The sequence below is a fragment of the Chitinophaga sp. genome (assembly GCF_035761305.1).
Lineage (GTDB): Bacteria > Bacteroidota > Bacteroidia > Chitinophagales > Chitinophagaceae > Chitinophaga.
The window spans coordinates 44,784-66,004 of the sequence record NZ_DASTRI010000221.1; the positions used below are offsets into that span (position 1 = coordinate 44,784).

12 protein-coding genes and 1 pseudogene are annotated in these 21,221 nt (G+C 51.4%); 2 read left to right on the plus strand and 11 right to left on the minus strand.

What is annotated here, in order from left to right:
* Window positions 1–172 precede the first annotated feature (172 nt).
* From aspS to VFS25_RS18790, 3 genes are all read right to left on the minus strand, one after another.
* Window positions 173–1,921: an aspartate--tRNA ligase gene (gene aspS, locus VFS25_RS18780; RefSeq protein ID WP_326463711.1), complete on the minus strand. Its 1,749-nt coding sequence runs from the start codon at window positions 1,919–1,921 to the stop codon at window positions 173–175.
* Between the two features lie 129 nt (window positions 1,922–2,050).
* Window positions 2,051–3,097, minus strand: a complete 1,047-nt coding sequence (locus tag VFS25_RS18785; protein WP_326463712.1) for an FAD-dependent oxidoreductase — start codon at window positions 3,095–3,097, stop codon at window positions 2,051–2,053.
* 4 nt (window positions 3,098–3,101) lie between these two features.
* Window positions 3,102–9,098: an alpha-2-macroglobulin family protein gene (locus VFS25_RS18790; RefSeq protein WP_326463713.1), complete on the minus strand. Its 5,997-nt coding sequence runs from the start codon at window positions 9,096–9,098 to the stop codon at window positions 3,102–3,104.
* Window positions 9,099–9,271: 173 nt separating this feature from the next.
* Between VFS25_RS18790 and VFS25_RS18795 the strand changes: the two genes are divergently transcribed.
* Window positions 9,272–9,985 carry a response regulator transcription factor gene (locus VFS25_RS18795; protein ID WP_326463714.1) on the plus strand — a complete coding sequence of 238 codons (714 nt, stop codon included), beginning with the start codon at window positions 9,272–9,274 and terminating at the stop codon, window positions 9,983–9,985.
* A gap of 165 nt (window positions 9,986–10,150) precedes the next feature.
* On the opposite strand, the gene sucD is transcribed toward VFS25_RS18795, so the two are convergent.
* The 5 genes from sucD to VFS25_RS25415 form a co-directional block, all read right to left on the minus strand.
* Entirely contained in the window at window positions 10,151–11,035 is an 885-nt protein-coding gene (gene sucD / locus VFS25_RS18800) for a succinate--CoA ligase subunit alpha (RefSeq protein WP_326463715.1), read from the minus strand.
* A gap of 250 nt (window positions 11,036–11,285) precedes the next feature.
* A complete protein-coding gene (locus VFS25_RS18805; RefSeq protein WP_326463716.1) occupies window positions 11,286–12,104 on the minus strand; it encodes an ABC transporter ATP-binding protein in 819 nt (272 codons plus the stop codon).
* A gap of 23 nt (window positions 12,105–12,127) precedes the next feature.
* Complete coding sequence (locus tag VFS25_RS18810; protein WP_326463717.1) at window positions 12,128–12,871, minus strand: ABC transporter permease; 744 nt, start codon at window positions 12,869–12,871, stop codon at window positions 12,128–12,130.
* A gap of 97 nt (window positions 12,872–12,968) precedes the next feature.
* Window positions 12,969–14,000, minus strand: coding sequence for a hypothetical protein (locus VFS25_RS18815; protein ID WP_326463718.1), 1,032 nt, complete (start codon window positions 13,998–14,000; stop codon window positions 12,969–12,971).
* Between the two features lie 98 nt (window positions 14,001–14,098).
* Entirely contained in the window at window positions 14,099–16,387 is a 2,289-nt protein-coding gene (locus tag VFS25_RS25415) for an NADP-dependent malic enzyme (protein ID WP_326463719.1), read from the minus strand.
* Window positions 16,388–16,533: 146 nt separating this feature from the next.
* On the opposite strand from VFS25_RS25415, the gene VFS25_RS18825 reads away from it, so the two are divergent.
* Window positions 16,534–16,974: a DUF4293 domain-containing protein gene (locus tag VFS25_RS18825; protein WP_326463720.1), complete on the plus strand. Its 441-nt coding sequence runs from the start codon at window positions 16,534–16,536 to the stop codon at window positions 16,972–16,974.
* Window positions 16,975–17,030: 56 nt separating this feature from the next.
* On the opposite strand, the gene VFS25_RS18830 is transcribed toward VFS25_RS18825, so the two are convergent.
* From VFS25_RS18830 to VFS25_RS18840, 3 genes and pseudogenes are all read right to left on the minus strand, one after another.
* The gene (locus tag VFS25_RS18830; RefSeq protein ID WP_326463721.1) at window positions 17,031–18,071 is read right to left on the minus strand and encodes a hypothetical protein; all 1,041 of its coding nucleotides are present in this window, start codon (window positions 18,069–18,071) and stop codon (window positions 17,031–17,033) included.
* A gap of 3 nt (window positions 18,072–18,074) precedes the next feature.
* Entirely contained in the window at window positions 18,075–19,508 is a 1,434-nt protein-coding gene (locus VFS25_RS18835) for an MBOAT family O-acyltransferase (RefSeq protein WP_326463722.1), read from the minus strand.
* A gap of 177 nt (window positions 19,509–19,685) precedes the next feature.
* A pseudogene (locus VFS25_RS18840) lies at window positions 19,686–21,221 on the minus strand (excinuclease ABC subunit UvrA); the annotation flags it as partial.

Sequence of the window (21,221 nt, forward strand, 5' to 3'; positions counted from 1 at the left end):
AGTATATTTTTTGTGGTGTAATTCAATTTACAAATTTATGTAATATAAATTATAATTCAATATGCTGCTATATTGCATCAATCCCCTTTGATGCCTTTTTGCCGGGCGCCAAAGGGGATTTCCTATTCAAAAACATCTGCCTCTCGCAAATTACATGCCGGGCTGTGCCGGTTTACTTTACCAGCGCTATTTTCAGCTCGTCCAGCTGCGTCTGGTCAATGCTGCTGGGCGCATCCAGCATTACATCGCGGCCCGAATTATTTTTGGGGAACGCAATGAAATCGCGGATGCTTTCACTGCCGCCCAGCAGGGAGCACAGGCGGTCAAACCCGAATGCAATACCGCCATGCGGCGGCGCACCGTACTCAAAGGCGCCCAGCAGAAAGCCGAACTTATGGCGGGCCTCCTCAGGGCTCATACCCAGGGCGGCAAACATTTTTTCCTGCAAATCGCGCTGGAAAATACGGATAGAGCCGCCGCCTACTTCTGTACCATTCAGCACTATATCGTATGCATTGGCCTTTATTTCTCCGTAGCGGGACGGGTCGCCCATCAGCTCCACCTGGTCTGGTTTAGGAGAGGTGAATGGATGGTGGCGGGCCACCCAGCGGTGCTCGTCCTCTGCATATTCAAAGAGCGGAAAGTCTATGACCCATAACGGTTTAAACTCGTTTTTGTTGCGGAAACCCAGGCGTTCGCCCATTTCCAGGCGCAGCTCACTCATGGCTTTGCGGGTACGTTCTTCCCTGCCGGCCAGCACCAGCACCAGGTCCCCGGGCTGGGCGTTACATTTTTCCGCCCATCTTTTCAGCTTTGTTTCATCAAAAAATTTATCCACAGAGCTTTTCAGCGTACCGTCTGTATTGTATTTCAGGTGAATAAGGCCGCTCATGCCTATTTGCGGGCGCTTTACCCACTCGGTCAGCTCATCCAGCTGCTTACGGGTATATTCACTGCAGCCTTTTGCGCAAATGGCCACCACCAGCTCGGCCTCATCAAACACCTTAAAGCCCTGGTTCTTCACTATACCGGTCAGGTTCACCAGCTTCATGTCAAAGCGGATGTCCGGCTTGTCGTTCCCGTAAAACTCCATGGCATCGTCCCAGGTCATGCGCGGAAAGGGTTCGTTAAAGGTAATGCCCTTGATCTCCTTGAACACATGCTTTACCATGTCTTCAAAGGTGTTCAGGATGTCTTCCTGCTCCACAAAGCTCATTTCGCAGTCTACCTGGGTAAATTCCGGCTGCCGGTCGGCACGCAGATCCTCATCGCGGAAGCATTTTACAACCTGGTAATAACGGTCATAGCCGCTTACCATCAGCAGCTGCTTAAAGGTTTGGGGCGACTGCGGCAGGGCGTAGAACTCGTTGGGGTTCATACGGCTTGGCACCACAAAATCGCGGGCGCCTTCCGGGGTGGATTTTATGAGAAAAGGCGTTTCAATATCCATAAAGCCCCTGGTGTCCAGGAAGTTGCGCACAGCGCGGTTTACGCGGTAGCGCAGCTCCAGGTTTTGCTTCACCATGTTGCGGCGAAGGTCCAGGTAGCGGTATTTCATGCGCAGTTCATCGCCCCCGTCCGTATCGTCCTGGATGGTGAAGGGCGGTGTTTTGGCCGCATTCAGTATGGTGTAATCGCTTACGGTGATTTCTATATCGCCAGTAGGCATATTCGGATTTTTGCTGGTACGCTCTGTAACCGTACCGGTTACCTGCACCACAAACTCGCGGCCCAGGGGCTGCGCATCCAGCCTGGCATTCAGGCTTTCGCCAAACAGCAGCTGCGTAACACCGTAACGGTCGCGCAGGTCCACAAAGGTAATGCTGCCAAATTTCCTGACGGTTTGTATCCAACCGGCCAGTGTTACCTGCCGGCCTGCCTGTTCCAACCTGAGTTCACCACAAGTATGCGTTCTGTACATATAGAAAGTTAATTATGTTTGAAGCTTTGACAGTGTTTGTTTAATGGATATGGATCATCAGACAACACACCCTCAAAAGGTATTAATCGGGGGGCAAAGATACATTTTACGCCCTGGATTTGTTAGCCTTCATCTATTAAAATACCGTTTAATATCTGTTTCCGGCGGCAGCGGCGCCCCCTGCAGCAGGTGCATGGTAAGCAGGTGCGCCATGTAGGGGGCCAGGGAGCAGCCTTTGGTTCCCAGGCCGTTAAACAGGCCCAGGGCCGGGTGCTGCGGGTGCAGGCCCATAATAGGGCGGCGGTCCTTACCGGAGGGGCGTATGCCTGCCTGCTGGTTCAGCACCGTGTAGGGCACCTTCAGCATTTGCTGTATGCCTTGCTCCAGGAAAGCCCTTTTTTCCGGGGTAGGCGCTTCATCCGTATAATCCCACACAAAGGTGGAGCCTGCCCAAAACACCTCCGGGGCCTGCGGCACCAGGGTAATGCTTTTTTTAAGAATGTTTTCCGTTTGCAAACCCGGCACCCGCACCTGCAGCACCTCCCCTTTGTTCAGCAAAAACGGTATTTGCGTGAACCAGGGGTTGTGGATGATTTGCGCGCCTTCGCAAAAAATGATGGCGCGCGCCCGCAGGCGCCGGTACTGTACGCCGGCCGCATTATGCAGCAGTGCTGCAGGATGCAGCTGCGTTTCCAGCAGCAGCTCCCTTTCCGCCAGGTAACGGCGCCAGGCCGGCAGCAGATGGTGCAACAGTACTGTAGCGCCTTTTACAATGGCGGCGCCAAACGGCTGCTGCAGCCAGGCATCCATTAAAGCGGCATCGGCCGGGCAGGTGTATTGCCGGGCAGGTCCCTGCGTGGTTTTATTGTTAAAGGCGGTACGCAGCTGTTCAGAGGGCAGCGCCATCCATATATCCCTTTCCGTGAACGCCGGCACGCCCAGCAGCTGCCCCATTTGTGTATAGGTTTGTTTGGCAAAAGGGTACAGCTCATTATACAGCCAGGCCATCTCAAACCGGCGGCCCGATACCGGGTTTATAACACCGGCGGCTATACGCGATGCGCTGTTGGGTTTATACGCGTCTATTACCAGCACCCGCTGCCCGGCCTGCAGCAGGCTGTAACTAAGCATGGTGCCGGCTATGCCCTGCCCTACAACCAGGTAATCGTATTCCATAACATTACTTTTCAACCTTAACATTCATACCTGCGCTGTGCGCGCTGAACTCCGGCGCATACATGCACTGCACGGTGCTGATGCCGTTGGAGAAATCACCTTCATGCGTTGCAAACAGGGTGTATTCAAATACATGCGTGCCTTTGGGCAGGCGGCTGAAAAAGAAGTCGGTAGAAGCGTCTTTTGTGCTTTCATAGTAGCTAAGCCCGTTCTGCCACTTGCTGCTGCTGATCACGTTCTGCGGCTCAAAGCAGGCGGCCCGCATATCCTGCAGGTGAATGTATTCCATATCCCTGTCGGCCCGCAGCACTATGCGCACCTTCACTTTATCGCCCACCTTCAGGCGGTTGTTGCCTGTTATGGCGGTAAGCACCGGGCCTTTATCCGTATCGTGCTGAATGAACAACTGTTTTTCCAGCTGCAGCGGTGTTTGGGAAGGCGTTATTTTATCCAGCCGCTCAAAATACTGCCAGTATACAGCGCCCCAGGAGGGCTGGCCCTGGCTGCCCTGCAGGGTAACCTGTATGTGGCCCATAGCAGGTTTTACCTCCCTGCCTTCCAGCCGCTTTTTGAAATAGCCGGTGCCTGCCGCTGCCGGTTCGCTGGTATTGCTAACAGCGGCATTGCCCAGCTGAATAGTTACCTGCGGGTTGGCGGCCAGCCAGCTGCTGCCGCCCAGCAGCATGGCATAGCAGGCATCGGCGGTGGCCTTGGTGGTATGCCAGCTATTGGTTTGCTTGTTTTTAAGCAGCCACGTTTTCATGGCATCTGCCGCTGCGGTATCATGGGCCACTACCTCAAACGCCTCAATAAGCATGGCCTGCGTTTCAATGGGGGCCTGGTACCACCAGTAGCCCGGTTGCGTTTTCCAGTACATGCCCATTTCTTCGCTGGTAATGGCATTTTCTTTCAGTGATTTTAATATATCCGCCGGCGTTACCCCGTCGTTTTGCCGGTGCAGGGCAACGGCCGCCATGGCTTGTGCAAAACGGTTTTGCTGTACCCAGAATTTTTTGGCCTGCCCTAAGTAATAATCATAAGCCTTATTGTATTTCGCCGGCAGCGGCTTATCCTTAAAGAAGCTGCGCATATACAGGTAGTGTACCTGTATGCTGCTGATGTGCTGCTTTTTCATATCCGCCTTTTCTTTCAGCAGCTGGTGGTAGTCTTTATCCAGCTGCATATCCAGGTAAGCCAGCGCTTTATCCGTCAGCTCCCGGCAGCCGGCCCGCTGTTCGGCTGAAAGGGCGCCCACCTGCTGCAGGCGGCCTATACCGGTTATAATATACTGGGTAATAAAACGGTCTTCCCACATGCCGTTAAACCAGGGGAAAGCGCCGGAGGGCAGCTGCATTTCCTTTAGCTGGCCCAGGGCCTTCGCCAGCTCACCGCTCATGCGGTGCAGGTCAAACAGCAGGGCTATACGCGATTGCTGTTCCGCCTCATTCCTTGCTTCCAGCACCCACGGGGTTTGCTGCAGCAGCACAGCTTTCAGCTCCTCATTCTTTTGCAGGTTGCTTTGCAGCGCTGCTGTATCTTTTGTACGCCATTGCTCAAATACGGCTTTAATGCCCGGCAGGGCGTTGGCTATATGGGTAGCCAGCGCATTGGCATAATACCGGTTAAAAATTTGCTCTGCACACTGGTGGGGGTATTCCATTAAGTATGGCAATGCCTGTACGGCGTACCAGGCGGGGTTACCGGTAAATTCAACGGTTAGGGCATGCTGCTGCAGGGTTTCAGACGTATCGCTGTGCAGCAGCTTATCAAAGGTAAAGGTGCGCTCACCGTTGCCCCGCATGGCCAGCGGCAGGGTTTCTGTTACCAGCATGCTGTTGGTAAGCACCGGCAGCGCATTTTCCTCCCCATCGCTGAATGATCCCGACTGCGCCACCACGCGGTACAGCAACGCGCTGTTAAAGTGGTAAGGCACCTGTACCGGAAAGGTAACTACGGTGCTTTGCCCTTTATATGCGGTAAAATGCTGCACCGGGAAAGTGTTCTGGAACCAGCCGTCTACAGGCTGCATAGTGGCGGCATCCAGCAGCTCCAGGCGGGCCTGGCCGATGAGCGTGCTATCGGCCAGGTTGCTGATTTTAGCGCTGAACTCCATACGGTCGCCTTCACGCATAAAGCGCGGCGCATTGGGCTGCACCATTAAAGGCTTTTGCGTTACAATACTGGTTTCCGTATAGCCGAACGCCATATCCTTTGTGTGCGCCAGGCCCATAAAACGCCAGCGCGTAAGGGCTTCCGGCACTGTAAATTCAAAGGTGATGTTGCCGTCTTTATCCGTATGCAGGTCAGGATAAAAGAAAGCGGTTTCATTAAAGTTCTTGCGGGGCATTACGGTTGCCGGCGGAGCGGCGGGTGTTTCCGCCTGCTGCGCTGTGGCAACGGCATTCGCATCAAAGCGTTTCATTTCCCGCATATTATCTGCATTTGCAGGAGCAGCCATCGTGGGCGCAGGCGGTGCAGCGGCAGATACCACTCCTCTTATTCTAACGCCCACCGCAGATGCTGACTCCCGGCTGGCATAGCCGCCGTAACCACCACCACGCCAGTCGAACCAGCTTAAAGCATCATAGGTAATAACGCTGTCTTTCACAGGCGGCGCCGGCGGGTAGTGGTTAAATGATTGCTCTTCGGTAAAGTTATGGCTGTCCTGCCACAACGGGCCTGGCATAAAGGTCGGGTACAACCGCGGCGCCTGCCATTGGTGCGGCGTAAAGGCATCCAGCGAAGCATCGTACATAGTGGCCAGCAGCGCTGCGGCCACCTGGTCTTTTTTATAGCCTTTTATTTTTACCTGCCACTTTTCCTTTTCGCCGGGCAGCAGCTTATCGCGGTGCGTGGCAACCTGCACATCCAGGGTTTTATTATCCCAGGGCACCTGTATGTCATGCGTCCAGCTGAACAGGCGGTTATCCTTTACGGCGGTGTAGGTTATACGGAACCCGCCACGGTCTTTTTCTGTAACAGGATAGGTAAATGCCTTTTGCGCGGCGCTGAGCTGTACAAACTTATCTTCCGGCTCCTGGTTCCAGCGTTCTATACTTTGCAGTATGTGCAGGTCTTTTGCCGTGGTGCCTGCTACCAGCTTTACATCGGTGCCCGGCTCATAGCTTTCCGTGCCTCCCAGGTTGCTGAAATAAGCCGGGTAAGGCAATTGCGGGGCAGCGGGATTTACCACGCTGAATATTTTTTTCTCCGTTACAGGGCCGCCCAGTTTATCCGTTGCCGTTACCTCCAGCTCATACACGCCTGCAGGCAGTGTTTTTACAGCCAGGGCAGCGCTGCTGTTGTTTGCAGTGGTAAATGTTTTTTCCAGCACCGGGGCTTTGCGCGGCCATTGCGCCGGCTCATTTTCGTGTTTGTACTCATCCAGCGGAAAGGCCTGCAGGAACGCCTGTTCTGATAATACAAACTGGTCGGGCGCTTCCCAGTAGCGCGGGCGTATTAAGCGGTCCGGCGCCTGCAGCGGCAGCAAACGTACCTGCACGGTGGCCGGCTCAAAAGCGCCGCCCAGGTTGGCGGTGGTTATTTTTACCTGTTCCAGGTTATTGCCGGTAATAACGTCCGGCACATCCAGCTTTACTTCCAGCAGCTGGTAACCGGCAGCTACGCGCTGCTCGCCGCTGCGGGTTTCCCCGTTCAGGTCCGTCACATCTGCATAAACGCGGTAGGTGAAAATGGGCTTCAGCTCAGGTTTTACCTGCTTATCCGGCAGGGCGGCAAAGTGAATGGTAAATGTACCGTCTTCACCGGTTTGCAGCTGGCCGTGCGCTATTTCCCGCGATGCAGATGCCGGCGCCGGGCGGAACATAAACATCCAGTAGTAGGGATAGCGGGCTTCCCGTACTACCCGGTACTTCACCTGGGCGCCGTTGATATTATTACCGGCATAGGCCAGCGCTTTGCCGTGAACAGTAACGGTGTCACCTATACGATAGCTGCCTTTCACCGTATCAAACTCCACGTAAAATTTAGGTCGTTTATATTCTTCCACAGCAAAGCCAACTTCACTTTTGGCTGTAGTATCGTAAATGCTGAAACGCCCGTTTAACGTACCCTCCGGCAGCTTAAAGGCGCCGTTATAAGCACCGTAATCATTGGTGGTTACCTGTATGGAATCTACTTTTTCGCCGTTCACATTCCGCAGCTGCAGCAGGGTGGTAAGCCCGGGTATGGCATTGCCGCCTTTGCCCGACTGCGCTTTTTTAACAACAATGCCTTTAAAGTACACGGTTTGGCCGGGGCGGTAAATGGCGCGGTCTGTAAACAGGAAGCTTTGCGGGTGCGGCGGCTTATTATCAACCGCGGGGTAATAGCTGTACAGGTATTGATAGTTGTCGGTGAACAGCGTGTCCTTACCCAGTGTCCATTGCAGCCGTATGTTAAAGCTTTGCCTGTCCGGTATATTTTTTAAGGTTACCTGCCCGTTTGCGCCTGTGGCAGCGGTTTGCAGCAGCTTGTCGCTGGTACTGCCGTTGCGGTTGTTTACCATTTGCCATACCTTCAGCTGTACGCCTGTAAGCGGTGCGCCGCTTTCGCGGTGCAGCACCAGGTAGTTATCCCTGCCGCGGCTAATGTAGCTTAGCTGTGAAACGTGTATGAACTGCACGGCCAGCATGCTGCTGTCAAGGCCAAAATCCGGTGTGGTGGCGGCCAGCAACACGTACTGGCCCAGCGGCAACGCACCTGTTTTTATTTCTGTCCGGTGCTGCCGGTAGTCTGCGGGATCGGGCAGCGACTGCTCCCACTGCCGCAGGGCTTTTCGCCCGGTAATCAGCCGCCAGTAGCGGTTAGTAGTATCGCGGTAATCATTCTGCGCATTGCGCAGCTCGTGCCTGAACGACTCATTCACCCGCACCACGCGCAGGTATATCCTTTGCAGGTTGCGGTAGGTAACCAATGTGCGGAAAGGCTGGTCCGGCAGGTTCACCAGCTCGGAGGTAAGTTGCAGCCCGCGCGCTTCTATTTGCCGCAGCAGCTGCCGGCACCTGCCTGCGCCATAGCTGTCCGGCGCCTGCTGTATGGCCTGGCGGCACAGCGCCGCAGCCATCACGGCTTTACCGGTGGCGCTGTCTTTCTCCTGCTGGTCCTGCTGGTAGTAGTACTGCGCCAGCATGTACGTTACCCTTGTTACCTCCGGCTGCTTTGCATAGGCCTGCTGCATGTGCTGCAATGCTTTTACATACAGCGTATCTTTATCAGCCATTATGCCTACCTGGTTCACGTAAGCAATACGCTCCAGGTCAACATCCAGCAGGGCGGCGGAATTATCTTTTTCATGAAATGCTATTAATGCCTGTAACAGCTGCAGGGCTTTGAACTGCAGCGATGTTGTATCTGCTGCTGTAAAGGTATGCGCCGCAAAATCAGCGGCAGGCGCAAATGCCTGCGCATCATCCAGCTCAAACAGGTCGGCAGGCTGCGCCAGGTTGGTTTCGCCGGATTTGAAATAGCTCAGCGCGCGGTGCGCCAGCAAATCGTATAGGGTAGGCCGTAAGGCCCGTGTATTGCCTTTTTCCAGTATCTCGTCATATGCGGCCAGGTTTGTTTTTTGCAGCCCGGCCGTATTTTCCAGTGAAGTGTTGTAGGCCGCTGCAATTTCATGGTTCAGCCGCTCCATGCTCCAGCTGCTTACATCCCCGGCGGTATCGGCAGCCATTGCCGTACGGTGGTACAAGCGATAGCGGTTGCTTTGCAGGTAGTTCCACAACATCTCTCCTTTCATGCTTGCCAGTATGGAATATACCGGCCCTTTAAACTGCTGCAGCTGCCGGCTAATGGTTTCCAGGTTCGTTATCTCACCGTTTTCCTCATTCGCCTGGTATTTCATCCGGAAAATAAGCGACTTAATGATCTCTGCTTCGCGGCCATCTTTCACTGCCTGTTCGTAGATGCCTGTAACCGCCTGCAGCGCAGATTGCGGCAGGCCTTTATCTTCCAGCTCCGTTACCTTCTTCCACTCTTTATTGTAATTATACTGTGCCATAACCGGTTTATAAAATCCAATGAAAATGAGTATGCAAAGAAATTGTAATCGCATATGGGAGGTGTATTTTACGGTAAGATACCCATAATATTTTTTTTCATTCCTGGCCATTAGCATAAATTTACCCGGTAGAAGCAGGCTTTTTATCACCCCGAAATTATCCTTGAAATACTATGCATCACACGCTAATACACCCGGAGGGCTCCTCACCATCCGCTGCCGGCAAAGCACTGCAACCGGTTATTATTACTGCCGATCAACACTTCCTGCAAACCATTATTGCCGGCATACCGGAACAGCAACCCTATTGCCGTTATATGCCTGCATTAACGCCGGAACATACTTTGCAGCTCAGCCACGAATTTGGCAACGCCCTGTTATTGTTTGTGGATATAGATGCTTATGCAACTACAGACGTTATAAGCTTTATGGAACAACGGCGCCAGCTGCCCCACGCACCACAGGTAATAGGTATTTCGGAATGCCGCGATCTGAACGTGGTTATACATTACCTGAAAACAGGCTTTAACGGGTATTTTCTGAAGCAGGAGGTGAATGCCGCCCTGCTGGCGCATAGTGCAAACATCCTGTTACAGCAGGGGTTTCCGTTATCGCCGCTTGTTACGCAACAGCTCATTTACGACCTGGTGGTAACCCGGCAAAACAATTATACGGCATTGCTCAGCAAACGGGAGCAGGATATTTTAAACCACCTGGAAAAAGGCAGCACCTATAAACGCATCGCCTTTGAGCTGCGCATTTCGCTGGAAACCGTACGTTTTCACGTAAAGAACATTTACCGCAAGCTGAATGTAAACTCCAGGAGCGAGCTGGTAACACGCATCCTGCACTGGCCATACATCCCGGTTGTTACAACAGCACTGTAATTTCCAGGCGGCAGTAATATTTGCTGCACAACTGCCGCCATAATGCAACTGCCGTAAAAAAGGCGAGCATTACTCATGCTGCTAACCGTATTTCATACAGCCGGTTAAATAAAAAAGCGCCGCGGTTACAACTCCGCGGCGCTTTCCTTTATAAACAGCTGTTTATTATTTCACCAGCTCTTTTTTCAGCACTTCCGCCATGGTTTTACCAATGTTGGCAGGGCTTTCCACCACGTGCACACCGCACTCGCGCATGATCTTCATTTTAGCTGCAGCCGTATCATCGGCGCCGCCAATGATAGCGCCGGCGTGGCCCATACGGCGGCCCGGAGGCGCGGTTTGGCCGGCAATAAAGCCTACCACCGGCTTGGTGCCGTTTTCCTTGATCCAGTAAGCTGCTTCTGCTTCCATGCTGCCGCCGATTTCACCAATCATGATAATACCGTCGGTTTCCGGATCGTTCATCAGCAGCTCTACTGCTTCTTTGGTAGGCGTACCGATAATGGGATCGCCGCCAATGCCAATGGCAGTGGAAATACCCAGGCCGGCTTTCACTACCTGGTCGGCCGCTTCATAGGTAAAGGTACCGGATTTAGATACGATGCCAATGCGGCCTTTCTTGAATATAAAACCAGGCATAATGCCTACCTTGGCTTCTTCCGCCGTAATAACGCCGGGACAGTTAGGCCCTACCAGGCGGGTGTTGCGGCCCTGCAGGTAAGCTTTGGCCTTTACCATGTCCTGCACGGGAATACCTTCTGTAATACATACTACCAGCGCAATACCGGCTTCGGCGGCTTCCATAATAGCATCGGCTGCAAAGGCAGGCGGCACAAATATGATAGATACATCGGCATTGGTGGCCTTTACCGCGTCTTTCACCGTGTTGAATACCGGGCGCTCAAGGTGGGTACTGCCGCCTTTACCCGGCGTTACGCCGCCTACTACCTGGGTTCCATATTCTATCATCTGCGTAGCATGGAAAGTACCTTCTGTACCGGTAAATCCCTGCACAATTACCTTGCTATGCTTATTAAGTAAAACACTCATTGCGCTTGGTTTATTAGTTTACTATTATTAGTTAAATTCCTTTTCAGTGGGCAAAAATAAAACTACAAAACCCAAATACCAAACCTTTCCGCCGGGCCCCGCGGCGGCGGCGGTAACCGGCTGCCACGGTAAAGCCCGCAATATTCCCGGTTACCGGCAGTAAGGGGGCTGTAAAGCGGCAAGGGAGAATTGCCTGCCAGCCCTGGCCGGCGTGTGCGCATGCTGGATTGGTAAAGACCGGATATGGCGCCTATTTTGCCGGCGGCTGGCCGCTTTTCAGCCGGTCGCGCCAGTTCTTATCCCGGAACATTTCCATTTGCCGCATTTCCTTGGCATCACGCAGGAAGTCAGAGGCAAAAATGAAATCATTCAGCCGCTCGTCCTTGGAAAAAATAATTTCCTCATTACTGCCTTCCCACTGTTTCTGGCCCTGGTACATATAAATGATATGATCCCCGCTTTCCATTACGGTGTTCATATCATGGGTATTGATAACGGTGGTGATATTGTATTCGGTAGTCAGCTCTTTGATCAGCTTATCTATGAGCAGCGAAGTTTGCGGGTCCAGGCCGGAGTTGGGTTCATCACAGAACAGGTATTTCGGGTTTAGCACAATGGCCCGGGCAATGCCCACCCTTTTTTTCATGCCCCCGCTTATTTCCGCGGGAAACCGGCGGGCAGCATCCTCCAGGTTCACCCGCTCCAGGCATTCCATCACCCGCTTTTTCTTTTCCTTGTAGCTGCCTTTGCCAAACATATCCAGCGGGAACATTACGTTCTGCTCAACGGTCATACTGTCAAACAGCGCCGATCCCTGGAACAGCATGCCTATTTCCTGGCGTACATTTTTTTTCTCCTGCGCGTTCATGGCGGTAAAGTCCTGCTGGTTGTACAGGATGGTGCCGCTGTCAACCTCCATCAGGCCTACGATGCACTTCATCATCACTGTTTTACCGCTGCCGCTGGCGCCGATGATGAGGTTCACCTTGCCCGACTCCATGGTGGCGGATACGCCTTTCAGTATCTCCTTATCTCCAAATCCTTTTTTAATGTCTTTAATTTCGATCATAGTGGCTTGGTATGGTCCTTCGTTTACAACAGTATGGCCGACAAGGCATAATCCGCGAATAAAATGAGCACGCAGCTTACCACCACCGCGGTGGTGCTGGCCTTACCTATTTCCAGCGCGCCGCCCTTTACGTTATAGCCGTAGTAGGCAGATACGCTGGATATTATAAATGCAAACGTGTAGGCTTTGCTGAGGGCAAAGAAAATATTGTACACTTTCAGCTCCTGGCGCAGGCCCTGTATAAACTCGTCGTTTGAAATGATACCCGACAGCACACCAGCTTCCTTACCGCCCCAGATACCCAGGAAACCCGCTACTACCACCAGGCAGGGAATGGTTAACAGGGCGCCCAGTATTTTGGGCATTACCAGGTAACCTTTGGTATTGATACCCATGATCTCCAGCGCATCTATTTGTTCAGAAATACGCATGTTACCCAGCTCCGACGCTATTTTGGAGCCTACCACCCCGGCCAGCACAATGGAGGTAAGGGTGGGCGCAAATTCAAGTATGATCGTGTCCCTGGTGATCTGGGCTATGGTGGCTTTGGGAATAATGGGACTTACCAGCTGGTAGGCGGTTTGCAGGGTAGTAACGCCTCCCATGAACAGGGAAATAATAAATACAATTCCCAGGGAGCCTACGCCTATATCCACACACTGCTGCATAAACTGCTTCCAGTACATTCTCGGGTTCTCGGGTTTCGAGAACATTCCCTTCAGCATCAGCAAATAAGCGCCAAAATGGTAAAAGAATCTAAATTCCATAGATTTTCAAAGATAGTAGAAAATGTGCGGATGTGCAGATATAGAAACGTGCGGATGGTATAAATCGATGCATCTGCACATCTGCATATCTGCACATTTATTTCAGGCTTTTTACCAGCAGGCGCTTCAGGCTTCTTTCTATGATCTCGCCCATGGTCCTGCACTTGGCAAACACCGGGTCTTCATAGTACTGGGCCAGCTCATCGCCAAGCTGCTGTATTTTTTCGGGGAATGAAACATGGTCGGTCATGATAACATCGCGCAGGTCTTTTATGCGGTGGCGGTGCGCTTTTATACGGCGGGCTATGAGGGCGCGCTCCTCCTGCTGGTATTGCTTTACTACCTCCGCGTTCAGGTGCCTGATGGCCAGCTCCACAAACACGCGGTTTTCTTTAAAATACTGCGGCATGTACAGCGTGCGTTTGCCTTCATAAAACTGCTGGTCAAAATCAATGGCGCGTATGCGGAACTGTACGTCATCAAAATCCGGCGTAATATCAAATACAAAATTATAGGAGCGCATGTCGCCCAGCAGGCGCACAAAACAGCGTTCGTTAAACTTTACAAATTCTTTGGCAATGCGTTTGGGGTTAAACTCCGGCCGGTGCAGGTAATGGAGTATGAACTGATCGCCGGGCACGCCGGCTATATGCTCTTCCACCAGCGTATTACCGTCTACCATAAAGTTCATCCAGTACGGAGAAAGGATGTGCTCCAGCTCCAGACCGTAAATACGGGAGGCGTCCGCAATTTTAATATAAAAATAATCGTACACCTCATTGTAGTTGTTTACGATCTTAATGCGGAAAGGGTGCGAGTTGCCAAAGGTGCAATAATCAATACGCTCTATGTGCAGGTGCTCCTCTGCCGCCTGGTCGCCGCCGGCTTTCAGGAAAGAGTAAATACGCTTCAGCCCTGCATGCAGCTGGCCCACCATGCTTTGCGGGTACAGCACGGTTTCCCACAGGGTATCTTTGCCGTTTTTGTCATATACCGGCACCCCGCTTTCGTAATACCGCAGCTCCTCATACGATACGGGCAGCTGCAGCTCCCGCTCGTACAGCTTCAGGTAATGCCTGAATGCCGGGTTGAGCGGAAAGAATATTTTTTTGCGGGAAATCTGCTGCATAAAAACAAATTAGATGTGCGGATGTGCAAATGTGCAAATAAAAGCCGAACTATCCTCCACCCTTCATCTGCACATTTGCATGTCTGCATGTCTGCACATCATTTTTTGTCGCGGCAGCATTTGTGCTGGGCATCCACCACCGCAATATTCACCATGTTCACAATTTGCCGCACGGTGCTGCCTAACTGCAATATATGCACGGGCTTTTTCATGCCCAGCAATACCGGGCCAATGGCATCAAAGCCCGCTACTTCCTGCAGCAGGTTATACGCGATATTGCCGGCGCTGAGGTTGGGAAAAATAAGGGTATTTACTTCCTCACCTACCAGCTCCGAAAAAGGATAACTATCTCTTAATATTTCCTGGTTAAAAGCCATAGCTGCCTGTATCTCTCCATCTACTATCAGCGTGGGATCCATTTTCTTTACCAGCTCCCGTGCCTTGCTTACCAGCTGCGCTTCGGGCGTGGGGCTGGAGCCAAAGTTCGAGTAAGATACCATGGCAATACGCGGCACTATGTTAAACAGCCGTACTTCTTTGGCAACCATAATGGTGATCTCCGCCAGTTCCTCGGCCGTTGGATTAAAGTTCACCGTAGTATCGGCCAGGAACAGCGGCCCGCGCTTTGTATTGATAATGTACATGCCGGCTACGCGCTTGGCCCCTTCTTCCATGCCAATCACATGCAGCGCCGGGCGTATGGTATCGGGGTATTTGCGGGTAAGGCCGGAGATGAGAGCGTCTGCTTCGCCGGTTTCCACCATCATGCAGCCAAAATAGTTGCGCTCCCGCATTATTTTGCCGGCTTCGTACTTGTTAAAGCCTTTGCTCTGGCGCTTTTTAAAGAACAGATCGCCAAAGTAATGGCGCTTTTCATGCATTTCATCGCTCTTGGGATCAATGATCACCGTATCATCCAGCTCAATGCCGTTTTCGGCTGCCAGGGTGCGTATTTTAACCTCATTGCCCAGCAGTATGGGATGGGCAATGCCTTCGTCGCGCACCACCTGCGAAGCTTTGAGCACTTTCAGGTTATCGGCTTCCGCAAATACCACCTTGCGCGGATCTTTGCGGGCTTTGGTGCCTATTACGCGGAACAGCTGGTTATCCAGGCCCAGGCGGCGGTTCAGCTCATCGTGATAGGCTTCCCAGTTGGTGATGGCTTTTTGCGCTACGCCGCTTTCCATGGCTGCTTTGGCCACCGCCGGCGATACCCTGCTTAACAGGCGGGGATCCAGCGGTTTGGGAATAATATAAGTGGGGCTAAAGAACAGGTTGCGCTCGTTGTAGGCCAGGTTCACAATATCAGGCACCGGCTCCTTGGCCAGGTCGGCCAGGGCATGCACGGCGGCCAGTTTCATGGCTTCATTGATTTGCGTGGCCCTTACATCCAGCGCGCCGCGGAAAATGTAGGGAAAGCCCAGCACGTTATTCACCTGGTTGGGATAATCGGAACGGCCGGTGGCAAAAATAATGTCGGGGCGCGCCTTTGTAGCCTGCTCATAGGCTATTTCAGGGTCGGGGTTGGCCATGGCAAATACAATGGGCTGCTTGGCCATGCTTTTTACCATTTCGGGCGTTACCACATTGCCTACGGAAAGGCCCACAAACACATCGGCCCCTTTCATGGCGGCAGCCAGCTCCGTTACTTTGGAGGTGGTGGCAAACTGCCGGTGCATATCAGTAAGATCGGTACGGTCCGTGTTAATCACCCCGTTTTTGTCGAACATGATAAAGTGCTCCGGTTTGGCGCCCAGGGCCACATACAGCTTTACACAGGCCATGGCCGCGGCTCCTGCGCCGTTTATCACGAACTTTACTTTTTCTATCTTCTTTTTTACCAGCTCCAGGGCGTTCAGCAGCGCTGCGCTGGATATAATGGCGGTGCCATGCTGGTCATCGTGCATAATGGGTATTCGCAGCTCTTTTTTGAGGCGTTCCTCAATAGCAAAGCATTCGGGGCTTTTAATATCCTCCAGGTTAATGCCGCCGAAAGTGGGCTCCAGCGCTTTCACCACCTGCACAAACTCTTCGACCCCGCGGGCATTCAGCTCAATATCAAATACATCAATGTCTGCAAATATTTTAAACAGCACGCCTTTACCTTCCATTACAGGCTTGCTGGCTTCGGGGCCAATATCGCCCAGGCCCAGCACAGCCGTACCATTGCTGATTACGGCTACCAGGTTGCTTTTAGCGGTGTACTTGTAAATATTCTCCACATCGTTATAGATTTCTTTGCAGGGTTCTGCCACACCGGGGGAGTAAGCCAGCGACAGGTCCCATTGTGTTTTGGTGTTTTTGGTAGGTACTACTTCTATCTTACCAGGCCTTTCATGGGAATGGTAATCCAGTGCATCCTGTTTGTTGATTTTTTTTCTCGCCATAACTAAAATATAAAGACCGTTGGGGCTGCAATATACAAAGTATTGGCCGATGGCTGCATGACCCGGGTGACGGCAGGAGGAAGTGTGCGGTACTGTTTTAACCATAAATCATTACATTTACGGCAGTTAAACTCTGGCAAAGTATCATGATACAACGTATTCAAACTCTTTACCTGTTGCTGGCCGCGGGCGCCGGTACCGCTACCTGGTTCCTGAACCTGTGGAAGGCTAAGCTCAGCAATAACACGGATAATTATTTCAATGCCCAATCGAGCTTCCTGGTGTTTGTTATTTACATGCTTATTGTGATGCTGTCGCTCATTTGTATTTTCCTGTACAAGAACCGCAAGCTGCAGTTCCGCCTTACGGTGATCAATGTGCTTTTGGCAGCAGCGGCGATTGCGCTGCAATACTTTAAGGTGCAGGACCATGCCAACAGCCTGGTAGCATCCGGCGTTAGCATTATATCCGCCACTTATTTGCCCGGCGCATTTTTACCGGTGCTGATACTGATATTCCTGTTCCTGGCTGCCCGGGGCATTTATAAAGATGAAAAGCTGATTAAATCGCTGGACCGGCTGCGATAAGCAGAAAGCGGAAGGCAAAAACAACAGCCGGATGATGCATCATCCGGCTGTTGCTTTTATAGCCTGGTCATTTGCATTTGCAGGTTATTATTCTTTCCGCTGATCACGGAGTCCATTATAAGTTTGGATATGTAAGGCTGAAAGTGTTTGCCGTCCGGGTAATTGTCAGGGTCGGCGGTAAAACGGTTAATACCGGAAAAGTCGTAGAGGTGCGGCCCGAAACACCGGGTTAACAGCTGCTGGTCGGCCGGGTTAAATTTCTTTTGATCATACAGGGGCGTAATAATAACATAATAGTTGGTGGCGTGTTTGTCAAAAATGCGTTTAATGCCCAGCAGCATTTGTTCCTCACCTGCGCTGATCTGTTTTTCTTTAAAGGTGAGCGCGGCGCTCCTGGCATACAGTATGCCTGCTTTTTTAAGCGAGTCAATTTTATGCCGCAGCTGTTCATCGTGCTGCACATGGCCATAATCAGCCAGCACCGTGGTATCTGCACAGTTATGGTTACAATCGTTCGTTATTACATCGGACTGCCAGTTGGGAAACATGCCGCCGCTAACGTGCCTGCCGCATAATATCCTCAGCTTATCCATATTAAATGAGGTAAAGAAGCTCCTGTAATGGCTCAGCATATACTCCTTTTCACTGTTGCCCGTTAAAAGATAATGATCTGAGCTATGGCATTTTCCATCTCCGTCAAATGTAAAATCAGTGTCCACGTAAATAACCACGTTATTTATTTCATAATGCAGGGAGTCCAGCAATTTCAGCTTTTCATAAATACCGCCAATGCTTTCATTCCAGTTAGCGTAATGAAAAAAACGCGCGTTGGGAATTTTTTGCTGTAAATAACAGGCATATATACCCGTAGTTCTGCTGCTGCCAAATATGAAGGAATTATACTTATACGCGGCATTGCCCAGCAGCTTTTTGGTGCCAATATCGCCCAGCTGCTGAAATGAATAGGTCCACGAGTAATTTTTGTGCCGGCCAAAATCCTGGTATACATCTCTTTTGAGGTATAAATAAGAAGGCACCGCCATTAACAGTACCGGGATGCAAGCCAGGAAAAATAATTTTGTGATGAACTTGCGCATACCTTAAAACTGAAAGTAAATAAATTCCTGTTCCTTACCGCCAAACCAAACAATGGCAAACAAAAGAGCATAGTACATTGCGTAACGCAAAGGCCTTTTCCACTGCAGCCCGAAATCTGCAATGGCATAGGGTTGCTCCCTGCCTCTCCATTCAATGAGTACAAACAGCGCTACCAGTAATATAACGGTAAAGGGTTTTACCTGCGGCACGGTAAAAAGGGAGGGATGAAAAATGCCGCCGATATAGCTAATGGCATGGTGCAGGTCTGCAGCGCGGAAAAATATCCAGGCCAGCACGGTTAATGAAAATGTTACCAGCATGCTGAGGAATTCCCGTACCGTGGGAAAAACGCGGCCCTGGGCTACGGTTTCCAGGTTATTGCGGTTATTATTGGTAAGCAGCAGGGGTAAAAAGTACAATGCATTCAACGCTCCCCATATAATAAAGGTCCAGTTGGCGCCATGCCAGCAACCACTTACAATAAAAATAATAAAGGTGTTGCGTACCCGCATCCAGGTACTGCCACGGCTGCCGCCTAATGGTATGTACAAATAATCCCTGAACCAGCTGGAAAGGGAAATATGCCAGCGCCGCCAGAACTCGGCAATATCGCGCGAAAAATAGGGGTAGGCGAAATTCCTCAGCAGCTCAATACCAAATAACCTGGCGGTGCCCAGGGCAATATCAGAATACCCTGAAAAATCAGCGTAAATCTGGAAAGTAAAGAACAGGGCGCCCAACACTAAAGTGCTGCCGGAATAGGAAGAGGAGTTATTAAAAATAAGGTTAGCATACTCCGCGCAGTTATCGGCAATTACAATTTTTTTAAAAAGGCCCCATAATATCTGCCTTAACCCGTCTACCGCTTTTGCATAATTAAATGTGCGCTCCCGCTTTATCTGCGGCAGCAGGTGCGTGGCCCTTTCAATAGGCCCTGCTACCAACAGGGGAAAAAAGCTTACAAACAAGGCGTAGTCAATAAAATTTTTTTCCGCCGGTATGCGGTTCCTGTAAATATCAATTACATAAGAAAGGCCATGGAAGGTGTAGAACGATATGCCAATGGGCAAAATAATGTTTATGGTCCATGGGTTAACCTGTAGCCCCAGCATGGACAACCCTTCGGCAAAAGAGGTTATAAAAAAGTTATAGTACTTGAATACGCCCAGGAAACCCAGGTTAATGCAAATGCTTAGCCAGAACCAGCACTTTTTTATGCTGCTGCTGTTGGTGGCCGACATTCTAAGGCCGGTAAAATAATCCAGCAGGGTAGAGAAAATAAGCAGGAACATAAACCGCCAGTCCCAACAGGCGTAAAAGTAATAGCTGGCTGCCAGCAGCAATATGTTTTGCAGTTTAAGGTTGCCTTTTGCAAACCAGTAAAGCCCGAATACAATGGGCAAAAAAATGGCATAGCTTATTGAATTGAATAGCATAGGATACAAGATATGGAGGCTGGTTTCCTGACTGCACGAGTTTACATGTCCTTATCAAATATAAGCAGCCGGGGCCCTGTTTATAATAACTTATAGTAGTAAACTTACCCGCTGTTGCACAAAAAAGGCATACCCTTGCAAGTATGCCTTTGTTATTAATGCAGTATGTTTATTTTATTACAGGTATTTTCCCGTATAGCTTTCCTTTACCTTCTTCAGCCCGGCAGGCACTCCTGCATACAGCAGGTTACCGCCGCCTGCGCCGCCTTCGGGCCCCAGGTCTATCACCCAGTCGGCGCTGCGTATTACATCCAGGTTGTGTTCTATTACCAGCACGGTATGCCCCTGCTCTATTAACGCATTGAAAGAGTTCAGCAGCTTTTTAATGTCATGGAAATGCAGGCCGGTGGTGGGTTCATCAAATATAAAAAGGATGTGCCCCTGCGCGCGTCCTTTGCCCAGGAAAGAAGCCAGCTTTACACGCTGCGCCTCACCGCCGCTGAGCGTATCGCTGCTTTGGCCCAGCTTTACGTAGCCCAGGCCCACATCGCTTAAGGGACGTATTTTGTTGCATACGTCTTTTTCGTCCTTAAAAAAGTCCAGGGCTTCATCCACGCTCATTTCCAGCACATCGTAAATGTTTTTGCCCTTATAGGCAACTTCCAGCACCTCATCCTTAAAGCGTTTGCCGCCGCAGCTTTCACAGGTCAGGTGCACATCGGCCAGGAACTGCATTTCCACAATTACCTCACCTTCTCCTTTACAGGCGTCGCACCGGCCGCCGTCAACGTTAAAGGAAAAATGTTTGGCCTGGAAGCCGCGCATTTTACTCAGCGGCTGTTTGGAAAACAGGTCGCGGATTTCGTCATAGGCTTTGATATAAGTAACCGGGTTAGAACGGGTTGATTTACCAATGGGGTTCTGGTCCACCATCTCTATTTGCGTAATATCATCTACCGCGCCTTTTAATGCCCGGTGCTGCCCTACCCTTTCTGCAAACTCGCCTTTCAGCTTCATGAGCGCGGGGTACAGTATCTGCTTTACCAGGGTGGTTTTGCCGGAGCCGCTTACGCCGCTTACCACGCACAGCACCTGCAGCGGAAAATCAACCGATATGTTCTTGAGGTTATGCTGGCGGCAGCCTTCGAGCGAAATGGCTTTTTTCCATTTACGTACATGCGTGGGCGGTTCTATGGTCAGCTGGCCGCTCAGGTATTTACCGGTAAGGCTGTTGGGATCTTTGAGCATGGTGGGATAGTCGCCGGCAAATATCACCTCTCCGCCCAGGTGGCTGGCCAGTGGGCCCATGTCAATAATGTAATCGGCTTCCTGCATCATCTGCTCGTCATGCTCTACCACTACTACGGTATTACCCAGGTTACGCAGCTCTTTAAGCACGCCTATGAGGCGGTGTGTATCGCGTGCGTGCAGGCCTATGCTCGGCTCGTCCAGTATGTACAGCGAGTTGGTAAGGTTGCTGCCCAGGGAGCGGGTAAGCTGTATGCGCTGGCTTTCGCCGCCGCTCAGCGTATTGGCCACGCGGTTCATGGTAAGGTAGCCCAAACCTACATCCAGCAGGGTCTTAATGCGGTGGTGCACCTCAATGAGTATGCGTTTGGCCACCTGCTGGTCGTACTCGCTCAGCGGCAGGGCATCAAACCATGCTTTGAGGTCGGTTACCGGCATATCTACCAGGTCGGCAATGCTTTTGCC

What these genes read in the sequence shown, in the direction of transcription:
- VFS25_RS18805 (WP_326463716.1), bottom strand. Translation starts at nt 12,104, where the DNA reads ATGATCGAAATTAAAGACATTAAAAAAGGATTTGGAGATAAGGAGATA.
- VFS25_RS18815 (WP_326463718.1), bottom strand. Translation starts at nt 14,000, where the DNA reads ATGCAGCAGATTTCCCGCAAAAAAATATTCTTTCCGCTCAACCCGGCA.
- VFS25_RS18790 (WP_326463713.1), bottom strand. Translation starts at nt 9,098, where the DNA reads ATGGCACAGTATAATTACAATAAAGAGTGGAAGAAGGTAACGGAGCTG.
- sucD (WP_326463715.1), bottom strand. Translation starts at nt 11,035, where the DNA reads ATGAGTGTTTTACTTAATAAGCATAGCAAGGTAATTGTGCAGGGATTT.
- VFS25_RS18810 (WP_326463717.1), bottom strand. Translation starts at nt 12,871, where the DNA reads ATGGAATTTAGATTCTTTTACCATTTTGGCGCTTATTTGCTGATGCTG.
- VFS25_RS18830 (WP_326463721.1), bottom strand. Translation starts at nt 18,071, where the DNA reads ATGCGCAAGTTCATCACAAAATTATTTTTCCTGGCTTGCATCCCGGTA.
- VFS25_RS18795 (WP_326463714.1), top strand. Translation starts at nt 9,272, where the DNA reads ATGCATCACACGCTAATACACCCGGAGGGCTCCTCACCATCCGCTGCC.
- VFS25_RS18785 (WP_326463712.1), bottom strand. Translation starts at nt 3,097, where the DNA reads ATGGAATACGATTACCTGGTTGTAGGGCAGGGCATAGCCGGCACCATG.
- aspS (WP_326463711.1), bottom strand. Translation starts at nt 1,921, where the DNA reads ATGTACAGAACGCATACTTGTGGTGAACTCAGGTTGGAACAGGCAGGC.
- VFS25_RS18835 (WP_326463722.1), bottom strand. Translation starts at nt 19,508, where the DNA reads ATGCTATTCAATTCAATAAGCTATGCCATTTTTTTGCCCATTGTATTC.
- VFS25_RS18825 (WP_326463720.1), top strand. Translation starts at nt 16,534, where the DNA reads ATGATACAACGTATTCAAACTCTTTACCTGTTGCTGGCCGCGGGCGCC.
- VFS25_RS25415 (WP_326463719.1), bottom strand. Translation starts at nt 16,387, where the DNA reads ATGGCGAGAAAAAAAATCAACAAACAGGATGCACTGGATTACCATTCC.